The organism is Mesorhizobium sp. M0119, assembly GCF_040322615.1.
Lineage (GTDB): Bacteria > Pseudomonadota > Alphaproteobacteria > Rhizobiales > Rhizobiaceae > Mesorhizobium.
Genome location: NZ_JAMYTU010000040.1, coordinates 1 through 15,406, shown reverse-complemented (window position 1 = coordinate 15,406; position 15,406 = coordinate 1). Strand labels below are relative to the sequence as shown.

13 protein-coding genes are annotated in these 15,406 nt (G+C 64.3%); 4 read left to right on the top strand and 9 right to left on the bottom strand.

Translation table 11 applies throughout. From position 1 onward, the window contains the following. Window positions 1-32: 32 nt before the first annotated feature. Genes betA through betI form a run of 4 tightly spaced genes read right to left on the bottom strand, consistent with a single transcriptional unit; the run spans window position 33 to window position 4,812 of the window. A complete protein-coding gene (betA, locus tag NKJ40_RS26010) occupies window positions 33-1,685 on the bottom strand; it encodes a choline dehydrogenase (protein WP_352468526.1) in 1,653 nt (550 codons plus the stop codon). A gap of 3 nt (window positions 1,686-1,688) precedes the next feature. Further along, window positions 1,689-2,696, bottom strand: a complete 1,008-nt coding sequence (locus NKJ40_RS26005) for a threonine/serine dehydratase family protein (RefSeq protein ID WP_502903759.1) — start codon at window positions 2,694-2,696, stop codon at window positions 1,689-1,691. Beyond that, window positions 2,696-4,225, bottom strand: coding sequence for a choline-sulfatase (gene betC, locus NKJ40_RS26000; protein ID WP_352468524.1), 1,530 nt, complete (start codon window positions 4,223-4,225; stop codon window positions 2,696-2,698). Before betC ends, NKJ40_RS26005 begins: the two co-directional genes overlap by 1 nt. Further along, window positions 4,222-4,812, bottom strand: coding sequence for a choline-binding transcriptional repressor BetI (gene betI, locus NKJ40_RS25995; RefSeq protein WP_352449081.1), 591 nt, complete (start codon window positions 4,810-4,812; stop codon window positions 4,222-4,224). Before betI ends, betC begins: the two co-directional genes overlap by 4 nt. Window positions 4,813-5,037: 225 nt before the next feature. Between betI and NKJ40_RS25990 the strand changes: the two genes are divergently transcribed. Together NKJ40_RS25990 and NKJ40_RS25985 are read left to right on the top strand one after the other, a co-directional pair. Next, window positions 5,038-6,204: an acetyl-CoA acetyltransferase gene (locus NKJ40_RS25990; RefSeq protein WP_352468523.1), complete on the top strand. Its 1,167-nt coding sequence runs from the start codon at window positions 5,038-5,040 to the stop codon at window positions 6,202-6,204. Between the two features lie 25 nt (window positions 6,205-6,229). Beyond that, on the top strand, window positions 6,230-7,234 hold the full coding sequence (locus tag NKJ40_RS25985; protein WP_352468522.1) for an asparaginase: 1,005 nt from the start codon (window positions 6,230-6,232) through the stop codon (window positions 7,232-7,234). Here the strand turns inward: NKJ40_RS25985 and NKJ40_RS25980 are convergent. After that, on the bottom strand, window positions 7,227-8,603 hold the full coding sequence (locus NKJ40_RS25980) for a TIGR03808 family TAT-translocated repetitive protein (RefSeq protein WP_352468521.1): 1,377 nt from the start codon (window positions 8,601-8,603) through the stop codon (window positions 7,227-7,229). The genes NKJ40_RS25985 and NKJ40_RS25980 overlap by 8 nt on opposite strands. 130 nt (window positions 8,604-8,733) lie before the next feature. Here NKJ40_RS25980 and NKJ40_RS25975 point away from each other — a divergent pair, with 130 nt between their 5' ends. Continuing rightward, entirely contained in the window at window positions 8,734-9,207 is a 474-nt protein-coding gene (locus tag NKJ40_RS25975) for a GreA/GreB family elongation factor (protein WP_352468520.1), read from the top strand. Here NKJ40_RS25975 and NKJ40_RS25970 read toward each other — a convergent pair. From NKJ40_RS25970 to NKJ40_RS25955, 4 genes are read right to left on the bottom strand one after another with little or no spacing between them, the layout of a single operon-like run. Further along, window positions 9,204-9,593, bottom strand: a complete 390-nt coding sequence (locus NKJ40_RS25970) for a type II toxin-antitoxin system death-on-curing family toxin (protein WP_352468519.1) — start codon at window positions 9,591-9,593, stop codon at window positions 9,204-9,206. The two genes, NKJ40_RS25975 and NKJ40_RS25970, sit on opposite strands and share 4 nt — an antisense overlap. Next, window positions 9,590-9,811, bottom strand: a complete 222-nt coding sequence (locus NKJ40_RS25965; protein ID WP_095496758.1) for an AbrB/MazE/SpoVT family DNA-binding domain-containing protein — start codon at window positions 9,809-9,811, stop codon at window positions 9,590-9,592. Before NKJ40_RS25965 ends, NKJ40_RS25970 begins: the two co-directional genes overlap by 4 nt. Window positions 9,812-9,870: 59 nt before the next feature. Continuing rightward, entirely contained in the window at window positions 9,871-12,006 is a 2,136-nt protein-coding gene (gene scpA, locus NKJ40_RS25960; RefSeq protein WP_352468518.1) for a methylmalonyl-CoA mutase, read from the bottom strand. Beyond that, window positions 12,003-13,445, bottom strand: coding sequence for a methylmalonyl-CoA mutase subunit beta (locus tag NKJ40_RS25955; protein WP_352468517.1), 1,443 nt, complete (start codon window positions 13,443-13,445; stop codon window positions 12,003-12,005). Before NKJ40_RS25955 ends, scpA begins: the two co-directional genes overlap by 4 nt. A 274-nt stretch (window positions 13,446-13,719) precedes the next feature. On the opposite strand from NKJ40_RS25955, the gene NKJ40_RS25950 reads away from it, so the two are divergent. Beyond that, a complete protein-coding gene (locus NKJ40_RS25950) occupies window positions 13,720-15,252 on the top strand; it encodes a helicase HerA-like C-terminal domain-containing protein (protein ID WP_352468516.1) in 1,533 nt (510 codons plus the stop codon). The last annotated feature ends 154 nt before the right edge of the window (window positions 15,253-15,406 follow it).

The following is a 15,406-nucleotide window of genomic DNA, read 5'->3' as shown; positions in this document are numbered from 1 at the left end:
CGCTAGAGCGGAGCAGTCCGCCGGATCATGGCTTATCTGTCCGACACCTGCCAGCGCGGATTGATCCATGGTTCCTGGTTGGAAGGCGCCAGCGGCGTGCGGCCAAGAATGTGGTCGGCGGCCTTCTCGCCGGTCATGATCGACGGCGCGTTGAGATTGCCGTTGGTGACGCGTGGAAAGATCGAGGAATCGGCGACCCGCAGCCCTTCGACGCCAATGACGCGGCATTCCGGATCGACGACGCTCATCGCATCATCGGCACGGCCCATCTTGCAGGTGCCGCAAGGATGGTAGGCGCTTTCGGCGTGGTCGCGAATGAAGGCGTCGAGGTCGTCATCCGATTGCACATGCGAGCCCGGCGACAGTTCCTTGCCGCGGTACGGATCGAAGGCCGCTTGCCCGAAGATCTCGCGGGTCAGCCGGATGCAGTGGCGGAACTCCGTCCAGTCATCCGGATGCGACATGTAGTTGAAGCGGATCACCGGCTTCGATCTGGGATCGGGCGAGCGCAGCGTGACCGAACCGCGCGACTTCGACCGCATCGGCCCGACATGCGCCTGGAAACCATGCGCCTTCGCCGCCGCCTTGCCGTCATAGCGGACCGCGGCCGGGATGAAGTGATACTGGATATCGGGATAATCGACGCCGGCGCGCGAGCGCACGAAGGCGGCCGCCTCGAAATGGTTGGTCGCGCCGAGACCCGACTTGAAGAACAGCCATTGTGCCCCGATCAGCGCCTTCGAGAACGGGTTCAAGACGGAGTTCAGCGTGATCGGCTTTGTCGATTCCTGCTGGATGTAGAGTTCCATATGGTCCTGCAGATTGCGACCGACTCCAGGCCGGTCAGCGATCACCGGAATGCCGTTCTCCCTAAGGTGCTGGCCGGGGCCGATGCCGGACAGCATCAGGATCTTGGGCGAGTTGATCGAGGACGCGGCAACGATCACCTCGCGCCGCGCTCTGACCGCCTGAATCCGTTTGCGCACTTCGATCTCGACGCCGGTGGCGCGTTGATTCTCGATGATTACCCGCCGGGCGAAACCCTTGACCAGGCTGACATTTTTCCGCCTCAGCGCCGGCCTCAGATAGGCGCTCGCGGCCGACCAGCGACGGCCGCCGCGGATGGTCTGCTCCATCGGCCCAAAGCCTTCCTGCTTCGCGCCGTTATAGTCGTCGGTCAGCTCGAAGCCGGCCTGACGGCCTGCCTCGACGAAGGCGCCATAGAGTGGGTTCGTTCTCGAGCCGCGCTGCACAGTAAGCGGGCCGCCATGGCCGCGCCAGCCATCCTCGCCGCCTGCGCTGTCCTCCATGCGCTTGAAATAGGGGAGCACGTCGGCAAAGCCCCAGCCGGCCGCGCCCTGTTCGGCCCAGTGGTCGAAGTCGCGGGCATGGCCGCGCACATAGACCATGCCGTTGATCGACGACGAGCCGCCGATCACCTTGCCGCGCGGCGTCGCCAGCACGCGGCCGCCGAGGTGCGGCTCCGGCTCGCTGACAAAGCCCCAGTCGTAGAGGCTCATATTGAGCGGGATCGACAGCGCCGACGGCATCTGGATTAGCGGCCCGATATCGCTGCCGCCATATTCGATGACGATCACCGAATGCTTGCCGTCCTCCGACAGCCGGTAGGCCATGGCCGAACCGGCCGAGCCGGAGCCGATAATCACGAAATCCGCTTCAAGCATAGTTCATGCGCGTCCATGGTTCATATGGGCAATGAAATCGGCCAGCGAGACGTTGCCGCCGGTTGCCATTACGAGAACGGTCTTGCCGGTCACGTCGACCTTGCCGCCGAGCAACGCCGCCAGCGAAGCAGCGCCGGATGGTTCGAGCACCAGCTTCATCCGCTCGAAGGCGATGCGCATGGCGCGCCGCACCGAAGCATCGTCGACGGTGACGCCGCGAACGCCGGCGGCCTTCACCGCTGCGAACGGCGCGTCGCCGGGCCGCCGCGACATCAGCCCGTCGCAGATCGATTTCGGCCCGATCGGCATGGTTTCGATGGCACCATGCGCCAGCGAGGACCCCATGCCGTCAAAACCTTCCGGCTCGACCCCGATGATCTCCGTGGCTGGCGACAGATAGTGGAAGGCCAGCGAAACGCCACCGATCAGCCCGCCACCGCCGACCGAGCAGAACAAGAGATCGGCCTCCACTTGCCTGGCGGCGAGCTGGTCGAGTACCTCCAGTCCGGCGCCGGCCTGGCCGGCGACGATCTCCGGATCGTCGAACGGGTGCAGCAGCGCCAGACCTTCGCTCGCGGCGATCTCGCGCGCCTTGGCGGCGGCGACCTCCTCACGCGCGCGCTCGCCATGGTCGGTCAGCACGACACGGGCGCCATAGCCCGCCGTGGCATCGCGTTTGGCGGCCGGCGCGTCGATCGGCATGACGATGGTGACGGGAATGCCAAGCGCCTGGCCTGCCGCCGCCAGCCCTTGCGCGAAATTGCCGGAGGAATAGGCGACGACGCCCATTTTGGCTTCGTCGGGCGACAGCCGCTTCAGCCGCCAATAGGCGCCGCGCACCTTGAACGATCCGGCCCATTGCAGCGACTCGGCCTTGACGAAGACGCGGGCGGCGCCGGTCTCGCGGGCGAGTGCCGCCGATTCCAGCAGCGGTGTGATCTGCGTCGCCTTCGAGGTGACGGCATAGGCCTGCCTGAGGTGGTCGACAGAGGGGACGAGACTGTCTGCCATCATTTGCCTCGCGGAAAGCGCTTCTGCTCTTCGAGCAGGTCGAGGTTCATGTGATTGCGCATGTAGCGTTCCGACGCCTTCTGCAGCGGCTGGAACTCCCAGGGATAATGGGTGCCGTTGCGCAGCGCCGGGTAGACCACCCAGCGGCGTGCCTGGCTGGCACGCACCGCGGCATCGAACGCCGCCATGTCCCAGCGCTCCCGCACCTTGTCGGTGAAAGCGGCCACCAAAGCCGCATTGGCCGGATCGGCGGCGAGATTGGTCAATTCCCGCGGATCCGATTCAAGATCAAACAGTTGCGGCGGGTCGATCTCGCAATGGATGAATTTGTAGCGGCCCTCGCGCATCGCCACCATCGGCGCATTGGAGCCTTCGGCCGCATATTCCATCAGCACCGGCGCGGAGCGTTTCTTTCCGTTTAGCAGCGGCAGCAGCGACTGGCCGTCGGTCCACGGCGCAATCGCGCTGATGTCGATGCCGGCGAGATCGCAAAGCGTCGGCGTCACGTCGAGATTGGAAACCGGCGTCTCGATCAGCCCGGCGTGTATGCTCTTGCCGGCGATCATCAGCGGCACCCGCGCCGAACCCTCGAAAAAGCACATCTTGAACCACAGCCCGCGCTCGCCGAGCATGTCGCCATGGTCCGAGCAGAACAGGATGATCGTGTCGTCGAGCATGCGCGTCGTCTCGAGCACCGACAGCAGCTCGCCGAGCTTGTCGTCGAGATAGGAGACATTGGCGAAATAGCCGCGCCGCGCGCGGCGTATCTGCTCAGTGGTGATGTCGAACCTATCATAGTCGCTGGCGCGGTAGAGCCGCTGCGAATGCGGGTCCTGCCTGTCGTAAGGAATGAAGCCGACCTCAGGCTCGAGCGCCGGGCAATCCTCGTAGAGGTCCCAGTAGCGCCGGCGTGCGACGTAAGGATCGTGCGGATGGGTGAAGGAAACCGTCAAGCACCAGGGCCGATGTGCGGCATCGTCCGAGACGCGGGCAAAATCGTAAAGCTTCTGCACCGCATGGAAGGCGACCTCGTCGTCATATTCCAGCTGGTTCGTGATCTCGGCAGTACTGGCGCCGCTCACCGAGCCGAGATTGTGATACCACCAGTCGATCCGCTCGCCGGGCTTGCGATAGTCCGGCGTCCAGCCGAAATCGGCCGGATAGATGTCGGTGGTCAGCCGCTCCTCGAAACCGTGCAATTGGTCCGGGCCGACGAAATGCATCTTGCCGGAGAGGCAGGTGTGATAGCCGGCAGCGCGCAGATGATGGGCAAAGGTCGGGATCGAAGACGCGAATTCGGCGGCGTTGTCGTAGACCCCGGTGCGTGACGGCAACTGGCCGCTCATGAATGCGGCGCGGCCCGGCGCGCAGAGCGGCGAGGCGGTGTAATTGTTGCAAAAACGCGCCGAACGTGTGGCCAGCGCCTTCAGATGCGGCGCGTGCAGGAAGTCCGCCAGCCCGTCCGGAAACAGCGTTCCGTTGAGCTGATCGACCATCACGATCAGGATGTTGGGTCGCTTGGATGTCACTGCTTCTGCCGTCCGCTGAGCTTCGTTTCGAGATAGTCCTCGACCAGTGCAATCGCGGTCGCGGCATCGGGGACGCCGTCCTTCAGCGCGCGCCTGATATAGAGGCCGTCGATCAGCGCCGCCGTCGCTTCGGCGACCCGGTCCGCCTCGCTTCTGGGCAGGATGCCGGCCAGCCCGCTGAGCAGATTGGAATGCAGCCGCCGCGCATAGACCTTGAGCAGCCGGCGAAGTGCTGCCGATTTCTGCGCCTCGACGTAGAAGGCGAGCCAGGCGGCGATCGTTTCGGGCTGGAACTGGATGTCGGAGAAATTGACCGCGACCACTGCCGAGACGCGCTGGCGCGCCGTGCCGGCCGCGCGAAGTGCACGGCGTGTATCGGCGGTGAGCTCGCTCAGGATGTGCCGCATCGTCGCCAACAGCAATTCGTCCTTGGCGCCGAAATAATGGTGGGCAAGCGCCGAGGACACGCCGGCGCGCCCGGCGATTTCCGACATCGTCACATCAAGCGAACCGCGCTCGCCGATCGCCGAGATCGTTGCGTCGATGAGCGCCCTGCGGCGCAACGGCTCCATTCCGAGTTTCGGCATTCTTGCTCCGGTCTTGTCGTGGCAAGATTATTTTTTATTGACGCATCAATCAACAAAAATCCAGCCTGATTTGCTGGCAAAAGCCAGGCACTATGACCAGATATCAAGATCAAGCGATTGTGCGGTTCTGGCCCCTTCACGACGCCGGCGGAACGGTTCATGCTTGAACAATGCTGAGGCGCGCCGCAGTATCGCGTAGCCCAGGTCCACAGGATGGAGATCGCCATGACAGCATGCATCGTCGGTTGGGCGCATTCGCGCTTCGGCAAGCTCGAAGGCGAGACGCTGGAGGGCCTGATCACCAAGGTGGCAGTCGAGGCGCTCGACCATGCCGGCATCGGTCCGGATGACGTCGACGAGATCGTGCTCGGCCACTTCAACGCCGGGTTTTCCGCCCAGGATTTCACCGCGAGCCTGGTCCTCCAGGCCGACGACCGGCTGCGCTTCAAGCCGGCGACCCGCGTCGAGAACGCCTGCGCCACCGGCTCGGCGGCGGTCAGGCAAGGCATCCGCGCCATCGACGCCAATGCCGCCCGTATCGTGCTGGTGGTCGGCGCCGAGCAGATGACGACGACGCCCGGTCCGGAGATCGGCAAGAACCTGCTCAAGGCCTCATATCTGCCGGAGGACGGTGACACGCCGGCAGGCTTCGCCGGCGTCTTCGGCAAGATCGCCCAAGCCTATTTCCAGCGCTACGGCGACCAGTCGGATGCGCTGGCGACGATCGCCGCCAAGAACCACAAGAACGGCGTCGACAATCCCTACGCGCAGATGCGCAAGGATTTCGGCTACGAGTTCTGCCGGCAGGAAAGCGAAAAAAACCCCTTCGTCGCCGGTCCGCTGAAGCGCACAGACTGCTCGCTGGTGTCGGACGGCGCCGCCGCACTTATCCTTGCCGATACCGCCACGGCGCTGAAGATGCGCCGCGCGGTCGCTTTCCGCGCCAATGAGCATGTGCAGGATTTCCTGCCGATGTCGAAGCGCGACATCCTCGCCTTCGAAGGCTGCGAGCAGGCCTGGAACCAGGCGTTGAAGAAGGCGGGCGTGACGCTCGGCGACCTGTCCTTCGTCGAGACGCACGACTGTTTCACCATCGCCGAACTGATCGAGTATGAGGCGATGGGCCTGGCAAAGCCGGGCGAGGGCGCCAAGCTGGCCTTGGATGGCGAGACGGCGAAAGATGGAAGGCTGCCGGTCAATCCGTCGGGCGGGCTGAAGGCGAAGGGCCATCCGATCGGCGCCACCGGCGTATCGATGCATGTGCTGAGCGCCATGCAGCTTGTCGGCGAGGCCGGGGGCATCCAGGTGCCGGGAGCAAAGCTCGGCGGCATCTTCAACATGGGTGGTGCTGCGGTCGCCAACTACGTTTCCATTCTCGACCGGATCAGATAAACCCGCCCGCATTGCGGGAGGTGACATGACAAATCCGGTTCTGGTCGAAGTCTTGCGCGGCGCAATCGTCGAGAGCGCGCATCGCGGCGCTGTTGCCGTCTTCGACGCCGACGGCAAGCCTGTCTGGGAGATCGGCGACACGGGACAGCCGGTGTTCCCGCGTTCGGCGGTCAAGGCGATCCAGGCGTTGCCGCTGGTCGAGAGCGGCGCTGCCGATGCCTACGGCTTCGGTGACCGGGAGCTGGCGCTGGCCTGCGCCTCGCATTCCGGCGAGCCGCCACATGTCGAGCTCGCGCGGGCCATGCTGGCGAAGGCCGGCCTCGACGAGACGGCACTCGAATGCGGCGCGCATTGGCCGTCGAGCCATGGAGCGACGCTGGCGCTTGCCCGCGCCGGCAGCGCGCCGAACGCGCTGCACAATAATTGTTCTGGCAAGCACTCAGGCTTCCTATGCACCTGCGTTCACAGCGGCATCGCCCATCGCGGTTACGTCAAGGCTGGCCATGCGTCGCAGGAGATGGTGCGCGAAGCGATGCAGGCGGTGACCGGTGCCGCCCACGACGCCGATCACCGCGGCACCGACGGCTGCTCGATTCCGACCTATGCCGTGCCGCTGCGCAGCTTTGCCCTTGGCTTTGCCCGCATGGCGACAGGTGCCGGCTTCGAGCCGGTGCGCGCCCGGGCGGCGGAGCGGCTGCTTTCCGCCTGCATGGCCGAGCCGTTTTTCGTCGCCGGCACGGGCAGGTCCGATGTCGCGATGATGGAGGCAGCGCCGGGCCGGATTTTCGTCAAGGGAGGCGCCGAAGGTGTTTTTTGCGCCGCCCTTCCGGAGCTTGGCCTTGGCATCGCGCTGAAATGCGACGACGGCGCCGGCCGCGCCGCTGAAGTGATGGTCGCGGCCGTGCTGGCAAAGCTGCTGCACGCCGACCACGCGCTGGCGGCGAAACTGATCGAACAGGCAAATCCGCCCATCGAAAGCCGGATCGGCGCCAAAGTCGGCGCGCTCCGGCCGACGGCCGCCCTCAACTGACTTGGTTGCGCTCGACGGTCAGATGCGCATAGCCGGCATTGCCTGACGCGGCGAGGTCGCCGGTTACCGGCTCGGCCCAGCGCTGGCCGACGATCGCGCCGTTCTGGACCCCGTCGATGACATTGTCGGAGATGATTGCCGTCCCGGCACCTTCGACCACGGTGACGACGATGCCGGTCCCCGCCTTGCGGATGACGTTTCCCGTGGCGACCACATTGCGCATGAACGGTCCCCAGCCGATTTGCATGCCGTAGAGCGGCGCATCCTCGACGACATTGCCGGAAACTGTGGTGTCTGCCTCGGCGCTGATGCCGACGCCGAAGCCGGGCGCGTCGGCAGGGTAGGGGCCGCTAGTCGACAGATTGCGGACGATGTTGCCGGAGCAGACGCCCATGCGGCCGCCTTCGTTGAAATTGACGATCGAAATGCCGTTCGCGGCGCCGTCGACGATGTTATTGCCGATGACGGCGCCTTCGAAGGAGAATTCGGAATACACGGCCGTTTCGCCCGAGCGCGAGCAGGTATTGCCGGTGATCTGCAAATTGCTGGCACTGTTGGCGCGGATCGCCGAGAACGCGCAGTCCGAAACAATATTGCCGGAGATGATGACGTTGCCGGCGCGGAAGGCATTGATGCCGTTGCCGTTCTGGCCGGTTCCGCCGCTGCGTGCCCGGATGCGTTCGATCCGGTTGCCGCTGACGATGGTGCCGTCTTCCGCCGCCTGCCAGCGGTGCACGAGGATGCCGCCATTGGCGCAGTCGGAGACGCAATTGCCTGATATTTCCAGGCCATCGGCCTCGACCGAATAGATGCCGGCATCGGCCGCACCAAAAATCTCCGAGCGCTGGATGCGGCCCGAGGCGTGTTCGAGCGCCAGGCCGTTCTTGCCGCTGCCGGTCATCTGGCAATTGTCGACGACCAGATGGGCGATGTGGCGCAGATCGAGCAGGCCTTGCGTGTAGTCGCCCATCCAGCGGTTGCTGCCGTCGAACACGAGCCCGCTGAGTTCGATATACTCGGCCTGTTCGGCCATGATGAGATGGCCGTTGCCGCCGTAGACAATCCGCGATGCGCCCGGCACGCCGGACAGGCGCACGCGGCCGGGCAGCGACAGGTTGGAAACGATATAGATCCCCGGCGGCAGGAACACCGGCATGTCGCGGTCGTGCGCATCGCGCAGCAGCTTGGTGAAGGCCTTGCTCTGGTCGTCAAGCGCGCCGGGCCGGACGCCGAGATCGGTCGCGTTGATCCCCCCGCGCATCGCGGCTTTCTCGATGCCGGGGCGGGTTTTCGCCGCTGCCTTGCCGAGCGAAAGCCCCATGACGGCAAAGCCGGCGGTCTGCGCAAGCAGCGTTCGTCTGTTCAACATCGGCACAGATTCCTTGCGTTCAACGGTCGCGCCGCAGGATTCGTGCCAGACAGGGTCGGCCGGATCGGCCCCGACGTCGGTTCGCCGGCTACGGCTTGTGGAGTCGTCGCGGCAGGCATAAGTTCGATAAATGAGCAGGGCCTTCACCCGCGAGGAAGACAGCGAAAACGCCATCGCCGGCATCGGCGAGCGGCCGATCAGCCATCACCGCAATCTGGTGACGGAACGCGGCCTGGCGCTGATCGATGCGGAGGTGGCCGCTCTGCGCGACGAACTGGGCAGAGCCGAAAAGAGGGCCGACCGCGAGCGGATCGCGCTGGTGTCGCGCGATCTTCGCTATTGGACGGCAAGGCGGGAAAGCGCCGAGCTCTCCGTGCCGGAACCGGGTAGCGACCTGGTTCGTTTCGGCATGGGTGTCACCCTGGAAAGCGACGACGGCAAGAAGGTGCACTGGAAGATCGTCGGCGAGGATGAGGCAAATCCCGCCAAGGGGACAATTTCCCATATGTCGCCGATGGCGATGGCGCTGTTCGGCAAGAAGGTCGGCGAAATTGCCGCAGTCAACGGCAAGGAATGGGAGATCGTCAAGCTTTCCGACAGTTAGTCTTCGAGCTTCACCACATGATCGCGGAAGAACGCCGCGGCACCAGCCTCGTCGATTTCGCCGGCGGCGACGCCCATGACGAATTCGTAAAGCATGCCGTCATTGGCCGACAGGGCATAACCATTCACAATCAGAAATGCGCCGGCAGCGACAATGGCGGTGCGTTTGTTGCCGTCGACAAAGGCATGATTTCTGGCAATGCCGAAGACATAGGCGGCTGCGAGTTCTTCAACCGACGGGTCTCCGTAGTTGGCCTTGTTCTCGGCGCGGGCGAGCGCCGATTCGAGGGCATTTTCATCCCTCAAGCCTTGTGCTCCGCCGTGTCGGCGCAACTGCTCCGCGTGCATGGCTTCCACCGCACGCCGCGTCAGAAACTCCCAACTCATTCAGCGAGCTTCTGAAGCGCGACCTTGTATTTGTCCATCACCTCGCGGGCAGCTTTCATTTGCCGCTCGAAGCTGTCGTCCACCGGCTTCAGCGCAAGACCGTCACCTGTTTCAACGATTTGAAGCTGGTCGCCGGCCTTCAGATTCAGGCGGTCGAGAAGCTCCCTCGGCAGGATCACGCCTTCGGAATTGCCGATCTTGCGAATGGTCGTGTTCATGGTGAGACATCCTGTTGCAACGCTGATTATAACTCAGCGTGTTTTCGTTGCAACAGACATTATAACAAAGCGTCAGCCCCCCGCAGCAGCCGGTCCATCAGCCGGTCCGCCGCTTCCGGGATGACCGTGCCGGGTGGGAATATTTCAGTGGCGCCTGCCTGCCGGACTGCATCGTAATCCTGCGGCGGGATGACGCCGCCGGCGACGATCAGCATGTCGTCGCGGCCGAGCTTCTTCAGTGCAAGCTTGAGTTCGGGAATGAGCGTCAAATGGCCTGCTGCCAGCGACGACGCGCCGACGACGTGCACGTCATGCTCGACCGCCAGCCTGGCGATCTCGTCCGGCGTCTGGAACATCGGCCCGACGGTGATGTCGAAGCCGAGGTCGGCAAAGGCGGTGGCGATCACTTTCTGGCCGCGATCATGGCCGTCTTGCCCCATCTTGGCGACCAGAATGCGCGGCTTGCCGCCGGACTTCTCCTCGAACGCTACGATCTTGTCCTGCAGCCGGTCGACCACTGGATTGTGGCCGAGCGCGTTGCGGTAGACGCCGGAGATCGTCTGCACCGAGGCGACATGGCGGCCGAAAACCTTTTCCAGCGCCAACGAAATCTCGCCGACCGTGGCGTTGGCGCGTGCGGCCCGGATGGCGAATTCCAGCAGGTTTCCGTTACTCCCGGCAGCACGGGTCAGCGCATCGAGCGCGCTCTCGACGGCGGCGACGTCACGCGTGCCTTTCAGCCGCTGCAGCTTCGACAATTGCCGCGCCCTGACTTCGGCATTGTCGATCCTCAGCACGTCGACCTCGATGTCCGTCCCGGGGCGGTGGGCATTGACGCCGACCACAATCTGTTCGCCGGAATCGATGCGCGCCTGGGTGCGCGCGGCAGCCTCTTCGATGCGCAGCTTCGGTAGGCCCTTTTCGATCGCCGCGGCCATACCGCCGAGGTCCTCGACCTCCTCGATATGCGCAAGCGCGCGCGCCGCCAGATCATGCGTCAGCCGTTCGACATAGGCGGCGCCGCCCCACGGGTCGATGATGCGCGTCGTGCCGGACTCCTTCTGCAGGATGAGCTGTGTGTTGCGGGCGATGCGGGCCGAATGGTCGGTCGGCAGCGCCATTGCCTCATCGAAGGAATTGGTGTGCAGCGACTGCGTATGCCCTTGAGTCGCCGCCATCGCCTCGATCATGGTGCGGATGATGTTGTTGTAGGGATCCTGCGCCGTCAGCGACCAGCCCGAAGTCTGGCAATGGGTGCGCAGCGACAGCGAGCGCTCGTCCTTAGGCGAAAAGTTCTTCAGCATCAGGCTGGCCCACAAAAGGCGCGCTGCTCTCAGCTTCGCGACTTCCATGAAGAAATTCATGCCGATCGCCCAGAAGAAGGAAAGGCGCGGCGCGAAACGGTCGATGTCGAGGCCGGCCGCGACGCCGGCGCGGGCATATTCGATGCCGTCGGCGATCGTGTAGGCGAGTTCGAGATCCGCCGTCGCTCCCGCCTCCTGCATGTGGTAGCCGGAGATCGAGATCGAATTGAACTTCGGCATGTGCTTCGACGTGTAGGAAAAAATGTCCGACACGATCCGCATCGAAGGTTTTGGCGGATAGATATAGGTGTTGCGCACCATGAACTCTTTCAGGATGTCGTTCTGAATGGTCCCGGCGAGATCCTTCTGCGCGACGCCCTGTTCCTCCGCCGCCACGATATAGAGCGCCATGATCGGCAGCACAGCGCCGTTCATCGTCATCGATACGGTCATCTCGTTAAGCGGGATGCCGTCGAACAGCTGGCGCATGTCGAAGATCGAATCGATGGCGACGCCGGCCATTCCGACATCGCCGGCGACGCGCGGATGGTCGCTGTCGTAGCCGCGATGCGTGGCGAGATCGAAGGCGACCGACAGGCCTTTCTGGCCGGCGGCAAGGTTGCGCCGGTAGAAGGCGTTGGACTCTTCGGCCGTCGAGAAGCCGGCATATTGCCGGATCGTCCAGGGTTGCTGGACATACATCGTCGGATAGGGGCCGCGCACGAAAGGCGGCAGGCCTGGATAGGTATCGAGATGCGGCAAGCCCTTGAGATCGCCCTGGTCGTAGAGATGCTTGACGGCGATGCCTTCCGGCGTCATCCGCTGGCCTTTGACCTCGACCGGAACCCGCCGTGGCGGCGACCAGCCGATCTGGCTAAAATCCGGGATCATGGTACGGCTCCGATCGACTGATCGATGCGGATCGGAAACAGCGGCTCGCACACCGCAACGCCTTCGGTGAAGGCTGGCCGCCGCTCTGCCGCCAGCGTCTCGACAGGACGCTCGGTTTGCGGCGGGTGCAGCGTCGTGCCGATCATCGCCCGTTCGCCCGCCTGGTAGGCAGCGTTGCGGCGGGTGGAAGCTGCCTGCACGCGCTTCTGGATATGGCCTTGCTCAAGGCTGGTCAGCACGCCGCCTTCCGCTTCGATCTGCTGGAACTCCTGCCAGGCCGCCGCGCAGAGCTCCGCAGTCAGCGCTTCGACAGCGCCCGAACCACAAGCCGGATCGGCGACATGGTCGATGTGGCTTTCATTGGCCATGATCAGTTGCGCGTTGCGGGCAACGCGGCGGGCAAAACCTGCGGGCAGGCCGTGCGCGATGGTGTGCGGCAGGATGGCGATCGAATCCGCGCCACCGGCGGCAGCCGCAAAAGCGGCGATGGTGGTGCGCAGGATGTTGGTTTCCGGGTCGGCTGCCGTCATCATCCGGAAGGAGGTTTCGGCATGGATGCTGGCGGTGGAGGGCGGTATCGAGCAGGCCTCCTGGACACGCGCCCACAGTCTGCGCAACGCCCTGACCTTGGCCATCGACACGAACTGGTCCTGGTCGACGCTCAGCGCAAAACCGATATGCGGCGCCGCATAGACAAGCGGCTGGCGCGCCTTCTCGAACAGCCTCAGATAGGAGACGGCCGAAGCGAGCATGGTGCCAAGCTCCTGCGCCTCGGTGGCACCGGCATTGTGGAATACCCGCCCGTCGGCTTCCAGCAGCACGCCGGGCACGCCCATCGAAAAGAAATGCGCCAGCGATTGCGGCATAGAAGCCTGCAAAGCCTCGATCGACATGCGCAGCCTGCCGGTCCCGGCAAAGATCGCCGCCGGATCGATGCCGAAGGAGAGGTTGAGCTTTGCCGGGTCGGAGCGGCGCTTGGTCAAAAACGCCACCAGCCAGTCGGCCACGGCACGGCTCCAGGGATGGGCGTCGATGCGGATCTGGATGCGGTTGAGCGGCACGCCGTCGAGTACACCCTCCAGCGCCTCCGCCGTCCTCGGCAAGCCGTAGCCGAAGGCGTTCGGCGCACCTTCGAAGACAAGCGACAGTCCGGTAGCACCCTGCGCGACGTCTTCCAGCGCCTGCGCACTGGCGCGGCCTATGTCCGGATCGTCGATACGCTGGCTGACGATCCACGGTGATTCCGGGTTGGCGCGCACGACAGGCTCGGCGGTTACCGAACGCTCGTAGAGCGGCTCGATGCGGATGGCGTCGTCCGTATGCGAGACGAGCTTTTCCTCGAAGGACCCGCCGGCCAGCGCCTTCTCTGCCAGCGCCAGCCATCGTTGCCGGTCGACGTTCGGAAGTTGGGCATCCTGGGTCAAGGCACCGGCGACCATCCGTTCTCCTCGTTCTAGCGGCCGCAGCGGCCGACTATGTCAGTCTACGGTCCCCGGCCCCATATCACAATGCAGCACACATGCGTGCAACACGCCTTCCGTGACGGCGACCGTCAATCGATTGCCAAACATGGGCAGGTTCCGCAAGCTCCAAAAACCATTTTCGGCGACGCCCATTGTCGCTGCGCAATGGCCTCACTATACCTGCGGCGGGGCTCCCCTTTCTTCAAGGGATCAGGGCATTCAACCCTACAGGTTTGCGGAGACCGGACACATGGCCGACGACACCAGTATCTTCATGGGAGCCAGCCGCAAGCCGGACGACAGCTATCAGCGGCCCGAACAGCTTTTGCTGCAGTATGGCAATCGTCACGGCCTGGTCACCGGCGCGACCGGCACCGGCAAGACGGTGACCCTGCAGATATTGGCCGAGGGTTTCTCCAATGCCGGCGTGCCGGTATTCTGCGCCGACATCAAGGGCGACCTGTCGGGTATCGCCATGATGGGCACGGCGCAGGACTTCCTGGTCAAGCGGGCCGAGCAGGTCAAGCTCGATCCCTATGAGTTCCAGGAATTCCCGGTCATCTTCTGGGATCTCTTCGGCGAGCAGGGCCACCCGATCCGCGCCACCATCTCTGAGATGGGGCCGCTGCTTTTGTCGCGGCTGATGAACCTTTCCGAGGCGCAGGAAGGCATCATGAACATCGCCTTCCGCATCGCCGACGAGGAAGGCCTTCTGCTGCTCGACTTGAAGGACCTGCGGTCACTGCTGGCCAACATCGCCGACCGCGCCGAAGAGATCGGCGCCCGCTACGGCAATGTGACGAAGCCCTCGGTCGGCGCCATCCAGCGCACGCTGCTGGTCCTGGAGCAGCAGGGCGCGGCCAATTTCTTCGGCGAGCCGGCATTGCGGATCGCCGACATCATGCGCACCACGCGCGATGGACGCGGCGCCATCAGCGTGCTCGCCGCCTACAAGCTGATGATGAATCCGCGGCTATATGCGACGTTCCTTCTGTGGCTGATGTCGGAACTGTTCGAGGAACTGCCCGAAGTCGGCGACCCGGACAAGCCGAAGCTGGTCTTCTTCTTCGACGAGGCACATCTTCTGTTCGACGATGCGCCGAAGGTGCTGGTCGACCGCGTCGAACAGGTCGTCCGGCTGATCCGCTCGAAAGGCGTCGGCGTTTATTTCGTCACGCAAAATCCGCTGGATATCCCTGAAACGGTCCTGGCCCAGCTCGGCAACCGCGTGCAGCACGCACTTCGTGCCTATACGCCGCGCGAACAGAAGGCCGTCAAGACAGCGGCCGAGACGTTCAGACCCAATCCCGATTTCGACTGCGCAACCGTGATCACCCAGCTCGGCACCGGCGAGGCGCTTGTCTCGACGCTGGAAGCCAAGGGCGTGCCGTCCATGGTGCAGCGGACGCTGATCCGCCCGCCGTCCTCGCGCCTTGGCCCGATCACGCCCGAAGAGCGCCGCAAGCTGATCACTGAGAGCCCGGTTGCGGGACAGTACGACCAGACCGTCGATCGCGAATCCGCTTTCGAAATCCTGCAGAAAAAGGCCAAGGACGCCCAGGCGGCACAGGCGCAGCAACAGGACGCAGGCCGTTCGCGCTGGACCATTCCCGGCTTCGGCAACGACGATCCCCAGCCGACCGGCGCCCGCCGCGCGCCGCGGCCCTCCAACCGCCAGACGGTGGCGGAGGCTGCGATCAAATCAGTCGTGCGCTCGGTCGGCTCGTCGGTCGGACGGGCGATCGTGCGGGGTATTTTGGGGAGTTTGGCCAGGGGGCGGTGAGGCAGGCCGAAGGTCAGCTTCGCGCCGATTGTGTTGAAAAACTCCGGCTTGAAGCAGCTCTGAAGCACTTCTCTATTCGGCATGTTGAGGTCAAGCGCTTTCGAGCTTGCGGCTTCTCCGGCGTTTGACGTCTTTCGCGGGGCCTCGCTTCTCT

Excerpts from the sequence above, each read along its gene's own strand:
- betA (WP_352468526.1), bottom strand. The coding sequence starts at position 1,685 with ATGCTTGAAGCGGATTTCGTGATTATCGGCTCCGGCTCGGCCGGTTCG.
- NKJ40_RS26005 (WP_502903759.1), bottom strand. The coding sequence starts at position 2,696 with ATGGCAGACAGTCTCGTCCCCTCTGTCGACCACCTCAGGCAGGCCTAT.
- betI (WP_352449081.1), bottom strand. The coding sequence starts at position 4,812 with ATGCCGAAACTCGGAATGGAGCCGTTGCGCCGCAGGGCGCTCATCGAC.
- NKJ40_RS25990 (WP_352468523.1), top strand. The coding sequence starts at position 5,038 with ATGACAGCATGCATCGTCGGTTGGGCGCATTCGCGCTTCGGCAAGCTC.
- NKJ40_RS25985 (WP_352468522.1), top strand. The coding sequence starts at position 6,230 with ATGACAAATCCGGTTCTGGTCGAAGTCTTGCGCGGCGCAATCGTCGAG.
- NKJ40_RS25980 (WP_352468521.1), bottom strand. The coding sequence starts at position 8,603 with ATGTTGAACAGACGAACGCTGCTTGCGCAGACCGCCGGCTTTGCCGTC.
- NKJ40_RS25975 (WP_352468520.1), top strand. The coding sequence starts at position 8,734 with ATGAGCAGGGCCTTCACCCGCGAGGAAGACAGCGAAAACGCCATCGCC.
- NKJ40_RS25970 (WP_352468519.1), bottom strand. The coding sequence starts at position 9,593 with ATGAGTTGGGAGTTTCTGACGCGGCGTGCGGTGGAAGCCATGCACGCG.
- NKJ40_RS25965 (WP_095496758.1), bottom strand. The coding sequence starts at position 9,811 with ATGAACACGACCATTCGCAAGATCGGCAATTCCGAAGGCGTGATCCTG.
- scpA (WP_352468518.1), bottom strand. The coding sequence starts at position 12,006 with ATGATCCCGGATTTTAGCCAGATCGGCTGGTCGCCGCCACGGCGGGTT.
- NKJ40_RS25955 (WP_352468517.1), bottom strand. The coding sequence starts at position 13,445 with ATGGTCGCCGGTGCCTTGACCCAGGATGCCCAACTTCCGAACGTCGAC.
- NKJ40_RS25950 (WP_352468516.1), top strand. The coding sequence starts at position 13,720 with ATGGCCGACGACACCAGTATCTTCATGGGAGCCAGCCGCAAGCCGGAC.